Below are 18,351 nucleotides of genomic sequence, written 5' to 3'. Positions count from 1 at the left end.
TCACTCGTACGACAATTCGCGAGCGATCGCACGAGGATCGCTGTGCTGCCCGTACGCGTGACGCGCGGGCGAGAAGCGGGCGCGAATCCGTACCCCCACGCGCATCTTCCACAGCTTCCAGGGCACCCGCTCCAGCGGTGCGATGAGAGTCACCAGGGGCAGTCGTGCCCGCCACTTCTGCCTGACGTAGCGGTGCCCCTGCGCGTAACCACCCCCGAGAGAGGTGATCGGTTTGGCGTGGTGGACGACGTCGAGAGGCAAGGCGTACGACTGCCGCCCCTGCAGACGCCCCATTTGCACGAGATCGACGCCGTAGAGGTGGAAGCCGGGTAGCCCGAGGTCGACGAGCGAGAGATCGCCCGCCCGCATGATGAGGACGCACTCGTCGAGACACTCGACGGGAGCCGCCCGCTCGATGCGCTCTCCGACGACCATTCCCCGATCGGTGCTCCAGACGGTGCCGTGGGTTCGCCGCGCGGCATCTCGGCCGATGGCACCGGCGACGGCCCACGTCGGATCCTGCTCGGAGAGCGTGGACAGCGCGTCGGAGAGCCGGGCGAAGAAGCCCGCGGGAAAGTACACGTCTTGATGCGCGTAGACGACGAACGACCGATCGGCGCGGCCGAGAGCGTCCGCGATCACGTTGTTGGCAGACCGCGCCTCGCGCACGACGCGGAGGGGGACATCCCCGCTCCGGATCTCCGGGGATGCCGCGAGACACCGCTCGAGAGTCCGGTCGTCGTTCGTGGGGGACACGACGACGAAGTCAACGGGCGAGGGCGAGGGCGAGGGCATGGGGGATCTCCAGGAACGGTCGGCGGTGTCGATCAGACATCTGCGCGAGGGGTGGGAGCGGTGAGCTCGGACAGCAGTTCGGACAGCTCCCGATGGAACCGCTTCTCGGAGAACTCCTCGCGTGCCCACGTCTGACCGGCACGCGCGATGGTCGCAGCTGCAGCGCGATCGGACAGCGCATCGATGATCCCCTCGGCGAAGGCCCGAGGTTCGTCGGCGCGGCGCCAGATCGACGCGGGATCCTCGGTGATGCCCTCCAGCCCGACACCCGTGGACACCACCGGAATGCCCCAGAGCAGGGCGAGGACGGTTTTGAACTTCACACCGGCCCCCTGCAGAACGGGGATGACAGCGACGTCGGCCCGCGCGTAGAAGGAATCGAGGCTTTCCTGGTAGCCGGTCACCTCGATGGAGGCATCCGTTCGCGCGGCCTCGATCATCGCCGGGGTCGGATCCGCTCCGGCCAGCGTGAGATGCGCGTCGGGGTGCGATTCGCGGACCAGCGGCCACACGTCGCGGTACAGCCACTCGGCCGCACGCGCGTTATCGTCCCGCCGGAACCATCCGACATAGAGGACTTCGGCGCGGTGGTCGCTCTCGACGACGTGCCGGTGACGATCTCCTCCGATGTCCATCGCCTCGGACAGCGGAGGGCGCAGCACGCGGATGGTGGTGGAGGTCGGCGCCAGTTCGCGGGCGACGCCGGCGTCTTTCTCGCTGAAGACAATCGCGGCGTCGACCGTCGCGACGGCGCGGGCTTCGGCCGCGCGGACGAACCAGAGCTTCAGAGACCTCAGCGCACGTCTGGACGGCCCACCCCCGCCGCTCTCCCGCTGGCGGCGCACCTGTTGGGTCATCACGTCGTGCAGCACCACCAGGCTGCGGGTATCCGGACGTGTGTGAGCCATCGCGATGCGACTCAAGTCGGCGGACTGGGTCCAGTGGAACTCGACGACGTCGGCACGATTGAGGGCGTCGTGCGCGGCCGTGCACCGCGCCAGTCTCCGGTGCTCCCATCGATCGACCCGAGCGGGCGACAGGCGTCGCATCGATCGCGCGAGCGCGCTCGGACGCTCGTCGCCGGGTTCACCGTAAAGGACGACCGTTCCGGGCAGATCGTGTGTGGAGACGGCCCGCCGGTTCTCGTTCGTGTTGGGCGCGACGAAGACCACTTCGTGTCCGAGCGCGCGGAGAGCCCGCGCGTGACGGAGCGCGTACTCGCCTCCGGCGTGCGGAATGCCCTCGTAGGGAACCGTCCGCGTCACGCTCACGATTCGCATCGTCCTCCCCTCGTCGTCGTCGATGATGACCCCGTCCTGCGAACGGTCCGCGGTGGCCTCGTGAGCATGGGGGCGGATGAAGCGGCGGATCGTCGAGACATCCGGTCGGGCGAAGACGGAGCCGCAGCAGAGGGCGGCCACCGTCCAGACAGCGACGAGACCCGCGAGCCGCGGCAGAGGGTCCCACGTCCGCAGGAGCCACGCGTCGACGACGACGGCCGCGCTCAGCGCGGTGGCGGTGACGAGCAGCGCGCGCCCGGCCGAGCGCGCAAGGCTCCATCCGGACAGGCCGGCGCGAGGCAGGAAGACGAACGTCGAGCCGATCCACACCACCGCGTGCCCGCAGGCGATGGCGGCGGCGACCCACCCCGGGCCGTACGGGGCCCAGACGATGGCCAGCCCGATCATGACGGCCCGACCCACCGCTTCCGCCCCCAGCAGCAGCCCCGGGCGTCCGGCTGCCACGAAGGCCCAGTAGCCCACGTAACCCAGCGTCTGGAAGAGCGCACCGACGGCGAGCAGGGGAACGACGTCAGCGGCCGGTTCCCACTCCGCGCCGAGAACGACGTGGATGGCGGGATGAGCGGTCGCGGTGAGAAGGCTCACGTAACCGAGGACGGGGTAGCAGAGCAGCACTTGGAAGCGCCCGAGCCGTCGTTGCAGGTCGGCGGTGCTTGCCGCCCGGGAGAGCGCCGGGATGACGATCCGGGTCAGCGGACTCGCCAACTGCTCGAGGGGAAGATTCACCAGCTGATTCGCCCGGGAGAACAGGCCGAGGACCGCCGCACCGGATGCCGCTCCGACGGTCATCGTGCCGATGTTCGCCGACGTGTAGTTGAGCAGGTGGACGACGAAGGTGTTGCCTCCGAAGGACAGCAGCGATCGGATCGGGGCGTCTCGCCGTGGGCGCCCCGGTCGCCACCGTGCCGTCGCGATCGCCGCGACGAGGGTCACGGTGGCGGCGATCGTGCCCTGCAGGGACAAACCGACGACACCCGCGCCACTCCACGCGAGCAGGGCCGCCGCCACGAGACCCACCGCATCGCCGAGGAACTCGACGACGGCGAGGGTGCCCAGCCGGCCGGCACGGTTGAGCTCCACGCGGTACTGCACGCTCGCCGACCGCAGGGCGAAAGCCGGCGCGAGCAACAGCATGACGGGGACCAGGCGGCTGTCGTCGTAGGCGGAGCTCACCGGGAACGCGGCGACGACCACGATGGCCGACGCCACCACGCCCACGAGGGTGTTGATCCAGAAGAGGAGGTCGCGCTGTGCGACCGAGAGGCGAGGCGCGCGTAGCGCAGCCAGGCTGAGGCCGAAATCCCCCAGCACGGCGGCGAAGCCGGAAAGGGCGAGGCCGAGCGCGACGAGACCGAAGTCGGCCGGCGCGATGAGACGGGCGAGGATGACGATGCCCCCGACCTGAACCGCGTACCTGCCCCACTGCGCGCCGAGCAGAGCGATGGCGCCGACTCGCCCGGGGGCGGTCGATTCGAGCGAGGACATCCGCCTTCTCCTCCGGTTGTACTGTCTGGCCAGTGAGCAGGGTAATGAGCGACCGGTATCGCGCCGACCAGCACGTCTCGCCGCGGGCGGGGCGAGTGGGCGACCCGCGGTGGCGCCGATTCGCCGTTCTCCTGCTGCTGCTGGCGTCGCTGACCGAGCCGGTGGTCGAAACTCTCACGACCGACCGTGCCCACTACGTCGAAGGGGCGACGGTCGCCCCGCGACCGCTGGTGGAGGCGGCGACTGCCCTCTCCAATGCGGTCATCCCCCTGGTCGCCCTCGGCGTCCTGCTGCTGGCACTGCTGTGGGCGAAGGTCGACGGGAGAGCGCTCGTCCTCGTGAGCCTCCCCTCGCTCACGATGACGGTGAACGAGTTCGTGCACGGTCGTGCGCTCGGGCCCTCGCTCCTCCTCCCCGCCGTGGCGGGGATCCTGCTCGTGACGCTACGGGTGAATTTCGCGGACCTGGCGCTCTTGGGCTACGCCGGCGGCATCGTCGCGGCGATATCACTCCTGGGGATGGTCTTCGCCCCGGCGTTCGTCTTGATGTCCGCCGGACTGGCGTTCGCGGAGAAATCCATCACCGGGGCCCCTCTGCTCGCCGGGATCTTCTCCCACTCGAACATCCTGGGGCTCTACCTGGCGGCGTCGCTGCCCTTCGCCTTCCTGGCGAGGCGATTCATCGTGCGCTGGACGATCGTGCTGATCCTCGTCCTGGCGCTCGTCATGACATCGTCGCGAACAGCGCTCTTCGGTGCGGCCGTCGTCCTGATCGTCATTCTGGTGGGCTGGATCCTTCCGCGCGCGGCTTTCCGCCCGGTGCTCGTCGTGACGCTGATCGTGCTGTGCATCGCACTGGTCCAGGTGCCCTTCTCCGAGACGGACCCGTCCGCATACACCTACCGGGGCGAGATCTGGATGTACAACATCGGGTTGTTGGCGGGGAACTGGCTCTTCGGGCTCGGAGCGTGGTTCTACACCGACGACTATGCGCGTCTCTCGCAGGTGCTGTCCGCCGCCGCGAGCCACGCGCACAACGACCTCCTGACCAACCTCGTGATGGGCGGCCTGCTGCTGGTGAGCGTCATCGGGCTCGTTCTCATCAGCGCCTGGCGCGGGGCGGACGGGTACCTCGATCGGCGTCAAGGTTTCGTCGGCGGTGCGTTCCTTGCCGGAGTGGTCGCGTTGAGCATCACCGAGACGACCATGCGCTTCGCCAGTTGGGGCCCGTTGTCGGCGTCCTTGCTCGTCCCCCTCTTCGTCATGGTCGCCGACGCGTCGGCACGTCGCGGCGCGCCGACGACCGTCGGACTCGTCCCGGCGCCGCTCGTCCCGCCGTCTTCAGGTCCGGTACCGTCGACGCGTCGACAGGCGCGCGCCGCCCTCGGCGGGTCGGCGCGGGATCATTCCTGACAGCAACGGACCGAGTCCCCTGCGCAGGCGCCGCAGTCGCGCGACCGCGAGGCTCCCCGTCGGATCCCCGGCCCGTCGCGCTGACTCGCGGATCACGTCCGCGGTCGGCCACACGAGGGTCACGAGGAGACGCGCGCGAGAGGACCAGGGCAGCTCCCGCAGTGCGGTGAGGTAGGCCCTCGCACGGTCGGGCTGCGCTCTCCAGAACCAGTCGCGGGGAGGTCGGTCGTCCGCCGGCAGATCGGCCTCGGGACGACAGGCGCGCAGTTCCCGCCGCAAGGCGGGGACGGCACCGAGCCGGACGGCCGCCCCCACGGGATCGTCGGCGCGTCGGAGCAGTTCCAGGGCGGACGTCGACGGGTGCGCGGGGAGTGTCGGCCGACCGATCTGAGGCCGCGCGGCGTGCAACGCCGCGACCACCGCATGGCTCTCGCGCGCCGGAAATCTCACCGGCACCCCTGCGTGGATCTCGAGCACCGTATCGGAGGACAACGCGGCGAACGCGGCACTGTCGTCGAGGACGACACCCGGCATCCTTCGGTGCACGTCGATCTGGCAGCCCCAGGCCGGAGCATTCAGCGTCACGGAATGCCCCACATCCGTTCCCCTCCAGGGATCGGGCTCGCGTGTCCAGCCGTGATGCGTCAGGGCCTCGGCGAGATCATCCCAGCGCGAGGGGGCGCACCACACATCGACATCTCCGGAGTGCTCGCGGTCGCGCAAGCCCTGACGCTGCAACATCGGGCCCTTCACGAACACGTGGGGGATGCCGAGGTCATCGGCGACGCGCGCGACGAGGGCGTACACGAGTTCGTGCACCGGTGACGTGAGGATCGGCGGACGCAGATCGATGAGAGGATGTCGCGGCGATTTGCTGCGCGAGAGGAATCCGGCGGCCTCGAGTTCGAGCGCGATCTGCTCGTCACTCGCCGAGAGGACGGCATCGCGGGTCGTCGACAGTCGACGCCAGACGGCGGCGCCCGCGCCGATCAGCCCGATGGGGCCGCCCCCGTCGGCGGGGAGGAGGACGATCTCGACCGACCCGGCGTAGACATCGCTCTCGGCGACATCCAGCGCCGCGAGTGCGACCGGGGTCCAGGGGCTCCGGTGCGACGCGCGGGTTTCAGAGTCGGTCATAGTCGGGAAGAGGAGGCTCGCAACGGCGGAGCACCGCCGACATCGCGCTCATCACTCCCCGGAGGTGCTCGAGCGGGACCGCGGAGGCGAAGGGCAGCAGGACCAGGCGGATCGAGAGCGCCGTGAGCACCAGCAGGTCGGAGGCGAGCGCGCGTGTGCCCGTGACGCGCAGGTACGTGCGGGCGGAGAAGGCGACCGCGGGAAGCACGCGCGCGATGTGACGTGACGTCGTCGTCGACCGATCATGGACCAGACCCACGTCGATGGACTGCGGCTCGACGCCCCCACCCTCGAGATGCCGTCGGGCGAAGTACGCGTCCTCGAAGCAGAAGACGAATCGCTCGTCGAGCCCCCCGCACCTGTCCCACGCGGTCCGGCGGATGGCGACGGCGCTGAAGGACTTGTACGTCGCTCCGACGGCGCGATCGCGGGGTGTCCGGCGCAGTCGCGAGGCGACGGACTCCAGCAGGGACAGGGAGAGGAAGACGCCGCTCGGGTCGGGGAGCGGCCGCAGGGACTCGGGATCGAAATAGATCAGCTCCCCTCCCGTGCCGTCGGCGGTGCGGATCGCATCGCGGATGCGTCCGGGCGTCTCGGGGGAGAAACGCAGATCGTCGTTGAGCAGCACCACCCAATCCCAGGTCCCCACGGCGCGCGCGGCGGCACTGACGGATCGAGCGAAGCCCGGGTTGGCGCCGGTGTCGATGACGGGTGCGGCCCACCCGAGGCGGTGGTCGGCGACGGATGCCGCGTTCGCGACGATCCGCACGTCGAAGCCCGCGACGGGGTCGCGGAGTGCGGTCAGCCACGGCGCCGCCGCAGCAACCCGCGTGGGGCTGATCGTCGGGACGAGGACGAGGACCCGGGGCGCGGTCATCGCAGGGAGGGGAGGTGGTCGTAGAGGGCCAGGTGCGCATCCACGATCGCGGGCCAGGCCCACCGGGGGTGCACGTGCGATCGGGCGCGCAGGCGGAGCGCGGAGAAGTCAGGGGAGAGCAGCACCGACACGACGGCGTCGGCCAGCGCGTCCGCGGTGGCGCGGCGGGCGACGAGCAGGCGCGAGAGCCCCTCGACCACCTCGGCGTTCGCCCCGATGGGGGTGACGACGGCGAGGGTTCCGCAGGCGAGGGCCTCGACGGTCGACAGCCCGAATCCTTCCAGTGCCGTGGTGGGGGTGATGGCGAGGTGCGCCCGGCGATATCGATCGCGCAGCTCGGCCTCGGGGATGCGGCCCAGCAGCCGGACGTTCTTCTCGAGGCCCGTGGCGCGTATCCGATCGGCGAGCGTCTCGCCGAGCGGGCCGGAGCCGGCGATGTCCAGGTGGGCTCCCGGGATCCGCCGGAGGATCGCGGGCATGGCATCCACGAGCAGGTCCACCCCGGTTCGTTCGACGAGCCGACGGGCGGTGAACAGGCGGGGTGCGGATGCGGCGGTCGTCGCGAGGGCGACGTCCGCCCTTTCGTCGGCGGGCTGGAACCACTCGGTGTCGAGACCCCCGGGGATGAGCTGGACGCGGGCGCCGTCGCGCGCGTCCAGCGCTGCCACTTCGGATCGCACGAAATCGCTGAGGGTGACGAGGGTGTGAGCGCGCCGGAGGACGTGCCGCTCCGCCGCACGAAGACCGCCGACGGCGGTTCTGCGCACGGGAGAGGGAAGGGCGTAGGAGTTCCGCCGCTCGGACAGGAGCTCTCGATGGACGGGGGCGTGGCAGGTGTAGACGTAGGGCTTCCGGGCGAGAGCCGAGCCCAGCATCGGCACGGGGAAATGCCCGTGCAGGAGCACGCGACGCGATCCCGCGTCAGCGATCGCGCGTGCGATGCCGACACGGACGCCCCGGTGGACCTCGATCGGGTACCGGGCGGCGAAGAGCGGATCGCTCTTGGGCGGGGGAGAGTAGCGACGTATCCTCACGCCGTCCTCGCCTCGCTCGTCGCCGGGCTGGTCGGGCTGCGTGCGCTTGGACACGACGGTCACCGACGCCCCGGCGTCGACGAGCCCTCGGGACAGTTCGCGGACGTACCTCTCCAGACCGCCGAGCTTGTCGGGAGCGACGGCGTTCGTCACCATCACGAGGTGGGGCGGAGCGGCGGTCACGGTTGTCCTCCTCGGGAGGGAGCGCCGACGGCGCAGCGAGAGGGGCCTGATCGGGGGTGGGCCATGGTCCGACTATCCCCCTGACGCCGCGCCGCACGAACCGCCCCCGGTCGCTCCCTGCGCTCGGGCGCCGTCGGCTTCGCCGCCCGCCTCACCCGCGACGGCGTGCGCTTTCGCCCTCGCCCAGAGATGATCCCGGGACGAGGTCCGACGATGAGTCAGCGCACGCCGCCCCGATCCACCAATCGCGTCGGAACGAGGTGGGTGTGCGAACCGGTCGCCGGGGCGGCGGCACGGCGCAGCAGCGTCTCCGCGGCGTGACGTCCCAGGTCGGCGACGTCGTAATCGACGACGCGGATACGACGGGGGAGCAGGTGCGACAGCTCGAAGTCGTCGAAGCCGGCTACGTCGACGTCCGCTCCGCGCGGGAGGATCGCCTCGAGCACGCCGATCGTGATGCGGTTGTTGGCGCAGAACACCGCGGTGGGCGGATCGTCGTCGTCGAGCAGGCGGAGCATCGCGTCGCGGGCCGCGGCGGGGGTGTGCAGCGCGTCGACGACCCACGCGGGGTCGGGCTCGCGTCCGATCGCGGCGTAGGCCTCTTCGACGCCCGCTCGACGTTCGACCATCGTGTAGATGCCCGGCGCGTCGAGCAGCACCGCGATGCGACGATGCCCCGCCGCGAGCAGCTCGGCGACGGCGGCGCGCGCCCCGCCGCGGTTGTCGAGCAGGATCGTGTCGGCGGGGATGCCGGTGCCGGGACGGTCGAGGAAGACCACCGGAGTGCCGAGTTCGACCTCGCGCTGCAGGTAGGCGTGGTCGTCAGCGGTCGGCACCACGATCAGGCCGCCGACCTGACGCTGGCACAGGTCGAGGGCGAGGGTGCGTTCGTTCGTGGCATCCTCTTCGCTGGATGCCATGACCAGGTGCATGCGCTCCCGGGAGGCGATTGAGGATACGCCGGCGGCGACCGCCATGTAGAACATGTTCGACAGATCGGCGGCGATGAAGCCGATCGTGTCGCGGTCGCCGGAGCGCAGGCTCGCGGCGAGGGCGTTGCGGTGGTATCCGAGCCGCGCGACCGCGGCCAGGACGCGTTCGGCCATGGCCGGGTCGACGTGCGGTTGGCCGTTGATGACGCGCGAGACGGTTTTGAAGCTGACGCCCGCCTCGGCGGCGACGTCGACCATGGTCGGCCGGCCGGTCTTGCGCATGCGTCTCCTCGGGTGATGCCGTCGGGAGCGGCATCCTCCGAGCATAGGGATCGACCGGGGCGCGGTGCCATCCGGGCGCGGTGCCGTCCCCGAACCCCGCCCGCCGGCCTCGGGCGACGCCGACGCGCCCGGGACAGACGAATGTCCACGGCACGCCGCATCTCGGGGAGGGGAGGCGGCGTGTCGTGGACACTCACGAGAGGGTCAGAGAGAAGGAGCGACCAGGGTGCCCGTCTCGTGGGAGGCGATCGCGGCGGCGAACAGGCGGTGCGTGAGAGCGGCCTCTTCGGGGCGGACGCAGCCGAAGCCGTCGCCCAGCTCGCCCACGTACTCGGCGAGGAAGGCCGCCCACATCTGCAGGATGGCATCCGAGAATCCGGACTCGAAGTTCGGACCCGTCACCGTGGGCCACACCGACTGGCTGCCCGCGTCGACGCTCTGCCAGCTCTGCTCGCGGCCGACGCCGGGCACGTCGACGAAGGCGAACACCTCGACCTGCTTCGGGTTCTTGGTGCTGAAGCGCACCCCGCCCGACATGCCGATGGCCTCGAACTCCCACGTGTTCTTCTGACCGGGCGCGATGCGCTTGGTCTCGGTCGTGAGCGGGAACGGCGCCCCCTCGTGACGCGCCCACGAGTGGATCACGGCGTTGTCCCACGTGTCGCAGGGCTGCGGCGAGCCGTCGGGGCCCGGGCGCTCGGTGACGATGTCCTGCAGGATGCCGACGACCTTCTCGGGCGTCCAGCCCAGGCGCAGCGGCACGTGCCAGGTGTGCATGCCGAGGTCGTTGAGCACGCCCGCGTCGCCGCAGTACTGCTTCTGCCGCTTCCAATTGAGGGGCTTGTTCACGTCGATGTCGCTCGAGTGCAGGAAGGTGCATTTCGCCTCGACGATGCGGCCCAACGCTCCGGAGCGCACGTAGTCGACGGCCCACTGCGCTCCGGGGAAGAACGGCATCTCGCTCGAGACGCGCACGAACGACTGCGGGTTCTCGTCGATCGCGGCCACGACCGCATCGGCGGCGGCCCGGTCGATGCCGAACGGCTTCTCGGCGAGCAGCGCCTTGCCGGCCTTCACGGTGTCGACGTACAGGCGCTCGTGCAGGTCGTGGCGGACGGCGATGTAGACGACGTCGACGCGGGGGTCGGCGAGGAGCTCGTGGTGGTCGGTCGTCGTCAGCTGGACGGTGTCGATGCGCTCGAAGAATTCCAGCGCCGCGGGGTTGATGTCGCACACCGCGACGAGCTCGGGCTCGGCGGGGTGGTCGATGAGGGCGGGCCAGCGGCGCAGCGCCGCCGCGATCTCGCGGCCCATGAGGCCGCCGCCGATGATGCCGACGCCGATCTTCTTGCCGGTCATGCGGCACCACCGATCAGGGTCAGTGCGTCGTCGACCGAGGCGTTCTCGTGCACGACGGCCATGAGCGCGGCGGTGATGCCGGCCGGATCGCGGTGCTGGATCACGTTGCGGCCGTAGACGATGCCGCGCGCGCCCTGCTCGAGCACCGCCTGCGTGCGCTCGAGGAGCGTGCGGTCGTCGACGCGACCGCCGCCGCGCACGAGCACGGGGGTGTCGCCGGCGGCCTGGATGACGCGGTGGTAGTCGCCGATGTCGTCGGTCGGGTCTGCCTTTATCAGGTCGGCGCCGAGCTCGCGGGCCTGGCGGACGAGGGTGACGACCTTGGCGGTGTCGCCGTCGACGCCGTAGCCGCCGGAGCCGGGCTTGGTCTGCATGACCAGGGGCTCGATCATGAGCGGCATCCCGTACTTCTCAGCGTCGGTGCGCAGCGCGAGGATCGAACGGATGCACTGCTCGCGCACCTGGGGTTCGCCGGGCAGGTCGAGCAGGTTCACGCACACCGCCACGGCGTCCAGACGCACGGCGACCTCGATCGCGTCGGGGACGTGGATGCTGTGCAGGGGTGCTTCGAGCGGGTCGTTGTAGACGTTGGCGATGTCGGTGCGCAGGACCAGACCGGGCTTGTTCTTGCCGGGGACGGACTGCAGCAGCGGGGCCTGGCCGAGCGTGAGCTGCACGGCGTCGGGTCCGGCGTCGACGAGGGTGGCGACGGTCTTCGCCATGTCTTCGATGCCGGTGAGGAACGAGGGCTCGTGGAACGCGCCGTGGTCGACGGCGACGTCGAACGCGCGACCGGAGCGGGCGTTGAAGAGGCGGTTGAGGCGGGGTTTCGACATGGGGTGTGGGTCTCCGAAGCGTCGTGTCGGGGCGCGGCTCTGCGCTCGACGGTCAGTATGCGGGGAGCAAGACAACGTTGTCAATCACTGCTACCGTGAGGCGCACCACGGCGAGGAAGGCGGGGGCTCATGGGCGAGCTGTACGGGCGATCGATCGACGAGGCGCTCCGACGCGCGGGCTCGACCGCGCAGGTGGCGTTGGTGGAGCAGTCGCTTCGCACCGACGGTCCGGACGCCGGCACCCGGCGCGTGCGCATCGTCGCGGGCGACCTCGACGTCGAGCTGCTGCCCGACCGCGGTCTCGACCTCGGGCAGGTGCGCCACCGCGGCGTGCCCCTGGCCTGGGTGTCGCCGACCGGGTGGCCTCGGACGGGCGCCGCGGGCTTCGGGGCGTCGTTCGGGGGCGGGCTCGTGACCACGTGCGGCCTGCTGTCGTTCGGGCCGCCGTCGGTCGACGCCGAGGGGACGCATCCCCAGCACGGGCGCTACAGCGGGCTCTCGGCATCGGTCACCCGAGCCGAGGTGCGGGCGGATGCCGTGATCGTGGAGGCGACCGTCGTGGAGGCGACGGTGCTCGGCGCTCACCTCGAGCTTCGGCGGAGGGTGCGCGTGCCGCTCGGCGAGGGGCGCATCGAACTGCGCGACGAGATCGTCAACCGCGGCGCGCGGGCGGTCGAGCCGATGGTGCTCTACCACGTCAACCTCGGGTGGCCGCTGGTCGACGCGGGCACCGTGCTGCGCTCGCCGGCGGAGCGCGTGCGCGCCCGGGATGCCGCAGCCGAGGCGGGGCTGTCCACGTGGGCGGCGTTCCCGGAGCCGGTCGCGGACTACCCCGAGCAGGTGTTCCGTCACGAGCTTCCGGCCGACCGTCGTGTCAGCGCCGAGGTGGTCGCGGCGTCGGGGCTCGGCATCCGGATCTCCTTCGACACCGCGCAGCTGCCGGCGCTGTTCCAGTGGCGGGTCGCTCAGGACGACGGCCTGGTGCTCGGGGTGGAGCCCGCGACGGCGGCGACGATCCTGGGTCGCGCCGACGCGCGGCAGGCGGGCCTGCTGCGTCCGCTCGCTCCCGGCGGCTCCCGGGAGCTCGGCCTCGACATCGATGTCATCGGAAATCGAATCGAGACTTGACAACGTTGTCCGCCTGACCTCAGGATGACTCCATCGAGGCCCTCCCCGGGGTCTCCTGTCCGAATGACAACGATGTCGGAGATGCGATGACGCACGACGAGCAGGTGACCGCGACAGCGGTCGGCGAGGCCCCCGTGGCCCGCCCGCGCGCCCGCCTCATCGACGTCGCGACCGCCGCCGGGGTCAGCCCCAAGACGGTCTCGCGCGTCATCAACGACGAGCCCGGCGTGCTTCCCGGCACCCGGGACAAGGTGCTGCAGACCGTCCGCGCCCTCGGCTTCGTGCCCGACCGCAGCGCACGCGAGCTCAAGCGGCAGGCGGCCGACACGATCGGCATCCTGATCGACGCGATCAGCGACCCCTTCTTCGCCGCGTTCGTCAGCGTGGTCGAAGAGCTCGCCGTCGCCGAAGGGCTCAGCGTCATCTTCGCCAGCACCGGCTACGACGCCGCACGCGAGCGCACCCAGCTCGACCGTCTGACCGGCCACCGCCTCGCCGGTCTCGTCGTCGCTCCCGTCGCGGTGGGCGCGGCGACGCTCGCGGGACTGCGCACGCGATTTCCCGTGGTGACCGTCGACCGCTCGCGATCGGGCATCGACGCGGTCGTGATCGACGACTTCGGTGCGGCGGCCGAGGCCACCGCGGCCCTGCTCGCCCACGGGCACCGTCGCGTGGCGTTCATGGGCGAGGACGTGCCCTACCCCACCGTCAGCGACCGTCTCGCCGGCTACCGCTCGGCCCTCGAGGCGGCGGGAGTCGCCTTCGACCCCTCGCTCGTCGTCACGCACGAGCGGTTCCGCGCGGGAGAGGCGGCCGAGGCCTCGCGGCTGCTCGAACGCGACGACGCCCCCACCGCGCTGCTGTGCGCCACGAGCCTCGCCGCGATCGGCACCGTGCAGGCGATCCGCGCCCGGGGTCTTGCGATGCCCGCGCTGATCTCGTTCGGCGACTTCACCCTCGCCGAGGTGCTCGAACCGGGCATCACCTACGTCGACCACGACCCGCGCCTGATGGGGGCGGCGGCCTTCCGGCGCCTGCGTGAACTCGCCCTCGACCCCGACGCCGAGCCCACCCGCACCGTCGTACCGACGCGCCTCGTCGCGCGCGGATCGGGCGAGGTGCCGGTCGCGCCTCGCGGCACCACGGCGCGCGGCACCTCCTCCAATGGCCACACACTGATCCCCACCGCCGCCGCCGCGGCGCTCGCCCCCGTCCACCTCGAGCCGGTCGGCGCCGTCGCCGCCTCGGCCGTCGTCCCCCTCGGAGCCCCCTCATGAAGCCCGTCCTGCTGCCCCCCAACCCCGTGCAGCACTTCTACCTCGGCGGCGACCGCATCGCGGCGCTGCGCGGGATCGTGCCCGAGACCGACCGTCAGCCCGAGGAGTGGCTCGGCTCCACCGTGTCGCGCTTCGGCTCCGACGAGATCGGCCTCGCCGTGACCGACGAGGGCGCGTTCCTGCGCGATCTCGTGAGCGCCGACCGCGCCGCCTGGGTGGGAGCGCGAGCGGGACGGGATGCCGCGGATCTCGGCATCCTGGTCAAGCTCCTCGACGCGCGACAGCGCCTCCCCGTGCACGTGCACCCCGACCGCGCCTTCGCGGGCGCGCACCTCGACTGCCCGTACGGCAAGACCGAGGCGTGGTTCGTGCTCGAGACCGAGGACGACTGCGCCGTGCACGTCGGCTGGAACCAGGACGTCGACCGCGACGAGCTCGACCGGCGCCGCGACGCGCAGGACAGCGAGTGGATGCTGTCGCGCATGAACCGCGTCGTCGTGCGACCCGGGATGGGCGTGCTCGTTCCCGCCGGCACCGTGCACGCGATCGACGGCGGCATCTTCGTCGCCGAGGTGCAGGAGCCCACCGACTTCTCGATCCTGCTGGAATGGTCGGTCACCACCTCGACGCGCGAGGAGTCGCACCTCGACCTCGGCTTCGACGCCGTGATGCCCGCCGTCTCGACCGCGAAGCTGGATGCCGCCTCCCTCGACGCCCTGATCAGCACCGCCGGCACCACCGCTCCCGGGCCCGCCTTCCGCTCGCTCATGCCGGCGGCCGCCGACGCGTACTTCCGCCTGTTCGACGCGGCGGGCGACACCGCGGGCGACGCCGCATCGCTCGATGCCGGCTTCGCGGTGGTGCTGGTGCGCGAGGGCTCCGGTGCGCTCGTGTCCGACGCCGGGACCGTCGAGGTCGAGCGCGGTCAGGTCTACGCCGTGCCCCACGCCTTCGGCGCCTGGCGGCTGACCGGCGCGGCCGAGATCCTCGTCGCCGCCCCCGGCGCCGGCTGGCCCGCCACCCTCCGCGGGGGTGACGTGCGATGAGCGACTACGTCGTCGGGATCGACATGGGCTCCACCAGCACCAAGCTGCTGGTGGCCACCCCCGACGGGCACCAGGTGCTCGTCGTGAGCCGCCGGTCGCCGTGGACCAACCTCGACCACGGACAGGCCGAGATGACCGCCGCCCAGGCGATCGCCGTCGTGCACGAGCTCGCCGCCGAGGCCGACACCCGCCTCGACGAGGGCTACCGCATCGTCGCGCTCGGCGTCTCGGGAATGGCCGAGGCGGGCGTGCTGCTGAATGCCGCGGGCGAGGCGCTCGCGCCGATCATGGCCTGGTTCGACCCCCGGGGCGCGGCGCAGATCGCGGCGACCCCCGCGGACTTCCGCTCCGAGTTCCCCGGCCGTACCGGACTGCCGGTGGGGCCGTTGGCATCCGTCTCGAAACTGCTGCACCTGCGCGACACGGGGATCGCCCTCGCGGGCACCACCTTCCTCAACGTGCCCGAGTTCGTCGTGCACGCGCTCGGCGGCCCGCGCGTCGCGGAGTACTCGCTCGTCTCGCGGACCGGTCTCATCGACCAGGACGACAGCACCCCCTGGCAGGCGGCGCTCGACGTGCTCGGCGTGGACGCCTCGATCCTCGGGACGCTCGTCAGCGCGGGCGAGGCCGTGGGGACGCTGAGCGACCCCGATATGCCCGCGGGTTTCCAGGGTGCGGCGCTCACCATCGCCGGTCACGACCACCTCGTCTCGGCGGTCGCGGCCGGCGCGACCCACACGGGTCAGCTCTACGACTCGATGGGCACCGCCGAGGCCCTCGTGCGCGTGCTCGACGACACGCTGCCGTTCGCCGCGCGCGAGCGTCTCGCCCACGCGGGCATCAACTGCGTGCGTCACGTCATCCCGGGCAAGTACGTGCTGCTCGCAGGGACCAAGTCGGGCCTGCTGATGCGCCGCGTGCTGCAGCTGCTCGGGATCACGGATGCCGTGGGCCGCGCCCGCGTCGACGACGAGACCATGGCGCTGCCCGTGGACGGAACCGTCTCGGACGCCGGTCTCGCCGTCTCGGGGGCGCGCAACGACGACGGCGTGCTCACGATCGTCGCCCAGAGCGACGGGCTGAGCCCCGCGGAGCTGTTCGCCGCGTCCCTGCGCCACGGCAACGACATGCTCGCCGAGTGCATGGCGGTCATGGACCGCGAGGTCGCTCCGCCCACCTCGACCGTGCTCACCGGCGGGTGGTCGTCGATGGCATCCGTCGTCCGCTCCCGCTCCGCGCTGCTGCCCGAGGTCACCGTCTCGACACACGACGAGGGCACCGCCTACGGGGCGGCGCTGTTCGCGGCGTTCGCCGTCTCCTCCTCCTCTTCTTTCGAGGACGTCGCCGAGGCGTTCCTCTCTTCCTCTCTCCTCACTACGGAAAGGAGCTGACGATGTCGTCAGTCACAACGGCCACGCCCGTGCTGCAGGCACGCGGTCTCTCACGGCAGTTCGGTCACGTCCGCGCCCTCAACAACGTCGACTTCGAGGTCTACCCCGGCGAGGTCACGGCCCTGATCGGCGACAACGGCGCCGGCAAGTCCACGCTCGTGAAGGCGCTGTCGGGAAACCTCGCGGTCGACGAGGGCGAGATCCGCTTCGACGGCAAGCCGATCGAGATGACCAACCCGCAGGTGGCGTCGTCGCTCGGTATCGAGACCGTGTACCAGGACCTCGCCCTGGCCCCGCACCTCGACCCGGTGCAGAACATGTACCTCGGTCGCGAGATCCGCCGGCCCGGGATCGCCGGGGCCCTCGGCTTCATGAAGACGAAGGACATGGCGAAGGCCTCACGCGCCGCGTTCGACGAACTCGGTGCGACCGTGCGGTCGCTGTCGTCGCCGGTGGGGGAGATGTCGGGCGGTCAGCGTCAGGCGATCGCGATCGCCCGAGCCGTGCACTGGGCCGGTCGCCTCGTCTTCCTCGACGAACCGACCGCCGCCCTCGGCGTGCGTCAGACGAAGAACGTGCTCGAGACGATCCGCCGCGTGCGCGACAAGGGCATCGCGGTCGTGCTGATCTCGCACTCCATGCCGCACGTGATGGAGGTCTGCGACCGCATCCAGGTGCTGCGCCTGGGGACGCGCGTCGCCAACATCTCCGCGAAGGACACCTCCATGGAAGAACTCGTCGGGCTCATGACCGGCGCCGTCACGAAGGACGACTCGAAATGAGCACCACCACGCCCCCCACCGAGACGGTGGCCATCGGCACGTTCGAGGACACCAAGCCCAATTTCTTCGTCGGCTTGCTGAAGGCGCAGGCCTTCCAGATCCTGCTCATCCTCATCGTCATCGTGCTGATCTTCAGCGCGCTCGCACCGGACTCGTTCGCGCAGTGGTCGAACTTCCGCCTCATCATCCAGAACGCCTCGATCCTCGCGGTCCTCGGCGTCGGCATGACCTACATCATCATCACCTCGGGCATCGACCTCTCGATCGGCTCGGTGCTCGTGTTCTCGGGCGTCGTCTCCGCCCTGACGATGCGCGCGCTCGGCGGCGAAGGCTGGGGAGTGGCCACCGTCGGCATCCTGGTCTCGATCTTCAGCGGTGTGTGCTGGGGACTGTTGAACGGCTTCCTCATCGCGAAAGCCAAGATCCCGCCGCTCATCGTCACGCTCGGATCGCTCGGCATGGCCCTGGGTCTTGCGCAGATCCTCACCGGCGGCGTCGACATCCGCGACGTGCCGACCGTGCTCACGGTGTCGATCGGCTACGGCAACGTGTTCGGCTCGCTTCCGATCATCAGCGTCATCGCCCTCGTGGTCGTCGTGATCGGCGCGGTGGTGCTGCACTTCACGAAGTTCGGCCTCTACACCTACGCCGTCGGCTCCAGCGAGCTCGCCGCCCGCCGCGTCGGCGTCAAGGTCGACCGCCACCTCATCTCGGTCTACACGCTGTCGGGGGCGCTCGCCGGACTCGCCGGCATCCTGGCCCTCTCGCAGTTCTCGACCACCGCGATCGCCGGCCAGTCGCAGACCAACCTGAACGTCATCGCGGCCGTGGTGATCGGCGGGACCTCGCTCTTCGGCGGCGTGGGAACGATCTTCGGCACCGTGGTCGGCCTCTTCATCCCGGCCGTCCTGCAGAACGGCTTCGTCATCACCGGCGTGCAGCCGTTCTGGCAGCAGGTCGCCGTGGGCGCGGTGCTGATCACCGCCGTCTACGTCGACCAGGTGCGCCGCACCGCCGCGACCCGCGGCAACACCCAGAGCCTCTGGCGCAAGTTCGTCAGCGGAGGACGCCGCGGCTGAGCGCCCGGCGTCCGG

15 protein-coding genes are annotated in these 18,351 nt (G+C 70.9%); 7 read left to right on the top strand and 8 right to left on the bottom strand.

Translation table 11 applies throughout. From position 1 onward, the window contains the following. Together AB1K56_RS03790 and AB1K56_RS03785 are read right to left on the bottom strand one after the other, a co-directional pair. Complete coding sequence (locus AB1K56_RS03790) at nt 1-795, bottom strand: hypothetical protein (protein WP_371204618.1); 795 nt, start codon at nt 793-795, stop codon at nt 1-3. Between the two features lie 32 nt (nt 796-827). After that, complete coding sequence (locus AB1K56_RS03785) at nt 828-3,581, bottom strand: oligosaccharide flippase family protein (protein ID WP_371204617.1); 2,754 nt, start codon at nt 3,579-3,581, stop codon at nt 828-830. 44 nt (nt 3,582-3,625) lie between these two features. Between AB1K56_RS03785 and AB1K56_RS03780 the strand changes: the two genes are divergently transcribed. Next, complete coding sequence (locus AB1K56_RS03780; RefSeq protein WP_371204616.1) at nt 3,626-4,993, top strand: O-antigen ligase family protein; 1,368 nt, start codon at nt 3,626-3,628, stop codon at nt 4,991-4,993. Here AB1K56_RS03780 and AB1K56_RS03775 read toward each other — a convergent pair. The 6 genes from AB1K56_RS03775 to AB1K56_RS03750 all read right to left on the bottom strand — a co-directional run bounded on the left by AB1K56_RS03775 (nt 4,922) and on the right by AB1K56_RS03750 (nt 11,633). Beyond that, complete coding sequence (locus AB1K56_RS03775; protein ID WP_371204615.1) at nt 4,922-6,130, bottom strand: hypothetical protein; 1,209 nt, start codon at nt 6,128-6,130, stop codon at nt 4,922-4,924. The genes AB1K56_RS03780 and AB1K56_RS03775 overlap by 72 nt on opposite strands. Next, entirely contained in the window at nt 6,117-7,007 is an 891-nt protein-coding gene (locus AB1K56_RS03770) for a hypothetical protein (RefSeq protein ID WP_371204614.1), read from the bottom strand. The genes AB1K56_RS03775 and AB1K56_RS03770 overlap by 14 nt, the downstream gene beginning before the upstream one ends. Beyond that, nucleotides 7,004-8,224: a glycosyltransferase family 4 protein gene (locus AB1K56_RS03765; protein ID WP_371204613.1), complete on the bottom strand. Its 1,221-nt coding sequence runs from the start codon at nt 8,222-8,224 to the stop codon at nt 7,004-7,006. The genes AB1K56_RS03770 and AB1K56_RS03765 overlap by 4 nt, the downstream gene beginning before the upstream one ends. Before the next feature lie 218 nt (nt 8,225-8,442). Then, nucleotides 8,443-9,438 (bottom strand): LacI family DNA-binding transcriptional regulator, encoded by a 996-nt coding sequence (locus AB1K56_RS03760; protein ID WP_371204612.1) that lies wholly within the window; start codon nt 9,436-9,438, stop codon nt 8,443-8,445. Nucleotides 9,439-9,642: 204 nt separating this feature from the next. Beyond that, nucleotides 9,643-10,797, bottom strand: coding sequence for a Gfo/Idh/MocA family protein (locus tag AB1K56_RS03755; protein ID WP_371204611.1), 1,155 nt, complete (start codon nt 10,795-10,797; stop codon nt 9,643-9,645). Further along, nucleotides 10,794-11,633: a class I fructose-bisphosphate aldolase gene (locus AB1K56_RS03750; protein ID WP_136588314.1), complete on the bottom strand. Its 840-nt coding sequence runs from the start codon at nt 11,631-11,633 to the stop codon at nt 10,794-10,796. The genes AB1K56_RS03755 and AB1K56_RS03750 overlap by 4 nt, the downstream gene beginning before the upstream one ends. A 129-nt stretch (nt 11,634-11,762) precedes the next feature. Between AB1K56_RS03750 and AB1K56_RS03745 the strand changes: the two genes are divergently transcribed. The 6 genes from AB1K56_RS03745 to AB1K56_RS03720 all read left to right on the top strand — a co-directional run bounded on the left by AB1K56_RS03745 (nt 11,763) and on the right by AB1K56_RS03720 (nt 18,336). Then, a complete protein-coding gene (locus AB1K56_RS03745) occupies nt 11,763-12,761 on the top strand; it encodes an aldose 1-epimerase family protein (protein ID WP_371204610.1) in 999 nt (332 codons plus the stop codon). Nucleotides 12,762-12,847: 86 nt separating this feature from the next. Then, entirely contained in the window at nt 12,848-14,038 is a 1,191-nt protein-coding gene (locus tag AB1K56_RS03740; RefSeq protein ID WP_371204609.1) for a LacI family DNA-binding transcriptional regulator, read from the top strand. Further along, on the top strand, nt 14,035-15,084 hold the full coding sequence (locus AB1K56_RS03735) for a hypothetical protein (protein ID WP_371204608.1): 1,050 nt from the start codon (nt 14,035-14,037) through the stop codon (nt 15,082-15,084). Before AB1K56_RS03740 ends, AB1K56_RS03735 begins: the two co-directional genes overlap by 4 nt. Further along, nucleotides 15,081-16,475, top strand: a complete 1,395-nt coding sequence (locus tag AB1K56_RS03730; protein ID WP_371204607.1) for an L-fuculokinase — start codon at nt 15,081-15,083, stop codon at nt 16,473-16,475. The genes AB1K56_RS03735 and AB1K56_RS03730 overlap by 4 nt, the downstream gene beginning before the upstream one ends. Nucleotides 16,476-16,477: 2 nt before the next feature. Further along, entirely contained in the window at nt 16,478-17,257 is a 780-nt protein-coding gene (locus AB1K56_RS03725) for an ATP-binding cassette domain-containing protein (RefSeq protein ID WP_136588319.1), read from the top strand. Next, the gene (locus tag AB1K56_RS03720) at nt 17,254-18,336 is read left to right on the top strand and encodes an ABC transporter permease (RefSeq protein ID WP_136588320.1); all 1,083 of its coding nucleotides are present in this window, start codon (nt 17,254-17,256) and stop codon (nt 18,334-18,336) included. The genes AB1K56_RS03725 and AB1K56_RS03720 overlap by 4 nt, the downstream gene beginning before the upstream one ends. Nucleotides 18,337-18,351: the final 15 nt, after the last annotated feature.

This window comes from Microbacterium sp. BWR-S6Y, from assembly GCF_041379845.1.
Lineage (GTDB): Bacteria > Actinomycetota > Actinomycetes > Actinomycetales > Microbacteriaceae > Microbacterium > Microbacterium hydrothermale.
Note: the sequence above shows the minus strand (reverse complement) of the source record. Positions and strands in the feature narration are given on the sequence as shown.

Bases quoted from the DNA above. Each gene is read 5' to 3' on its own strand.
- AB1K56_RS03730 (WP_371204607.1), top strand. From the start codon at position 15,081: ATGAGCGACTACGTCGTCGGGATCGACATGGGCTCCACCAGCACCAAG.
- AB1K56_RS03760 (WP_371204612.1), bottom strand. From the start codon at position 9,438: ATGCGCAAGACCGGCCGGCCGACCATGGTCGACGTCGCCGCCGAGGCG.
- AB1K56_RS03775 (WP_371204615.1), bottom strand. From the start codon at position 6,130: ATGACCGACTCTGAAACCCGCGCGTCGCACCGGAGCCCCTGGACCCCG.
- AB1K56_RS03725 (WP_136588319.1), top strand. From the start codon at position 16,478: ATGTCGTCAGTCACAACGGCCACGCCCGTGCTGCAGGCACGCGGTCTC.
- AB1K56_RS03790 (WP_371204618.1), bottom strand. From the start codon at position 795: ATGCCCTCGCCCTCGCCCTCGCCCGTTGACTTCGTCGTCGTGTCCCCC.
- AB1K56_RS03770 (WP_371204614.1), bottom strand. From the start codon at position 7,007: ATGACCGCGCCCCGGGTCCTCGTCCTCGTCCCGACGATCAGCCCCACG.
- AB1K56_RS03750 (WP_136588314.1), bottom strand. From the start codon at position 11,633: ATGTCGAAACCCCGCCTCAACCGCCTCTTCAACGCCCGCTCCGGTCGC.
- AB1K56_RS03745 (WP_371204610.1), top strand. From the start codon at position 11,763: ATGGGCGAGCTGTACGGGCGATCGATCGACGAGGCGCTCCGACGCGCG.
- AB1K56_RS03780 (WP_371204616.1), top strand. From the start codon at position 3,626: ATGAGCGACCGGTATCGCGCCGACCAGCACGTCTCGCCGCGGGCGGGG.
- AB1K56_RS03740 (WP_371204609.1), top strand. From the start codon at position 12,848: ATGACGCACGACGAGCAGGTGACCGCGACAGCGGTCGGCGAGGCCCCC.
- AB1K56_RS03720 (WP_136588320.1), top strand. From the start codon at position 17,254: ATGAGCACCACCACGCCCCCCACCGAGACGGTGGCCATCGGCACGTTC.
- AB1K56_RS03755 (WP_371204611.1), bottom strand. From the start codon at position 10,797: ATGACCGGCAAGAAGATCGGCGTCGGCATCATCGGCGGCGGCCTCATG.
- AB1K56_RS03735 (WP_371204608.1), top strand. From the start codon at position 14,035: ATGAAGCCCGTCCTGCTGCCCCCCAACCCCGTGCAGCACTTCTACCTC.
- AB1K56_RS03785 (WP_371204617.1), bottom strand. From the start codon at position 3,581: ATGTCCTCGCTCGAATCGACCGCCCCCGGGCGAGTCGGCGCCATCGCT.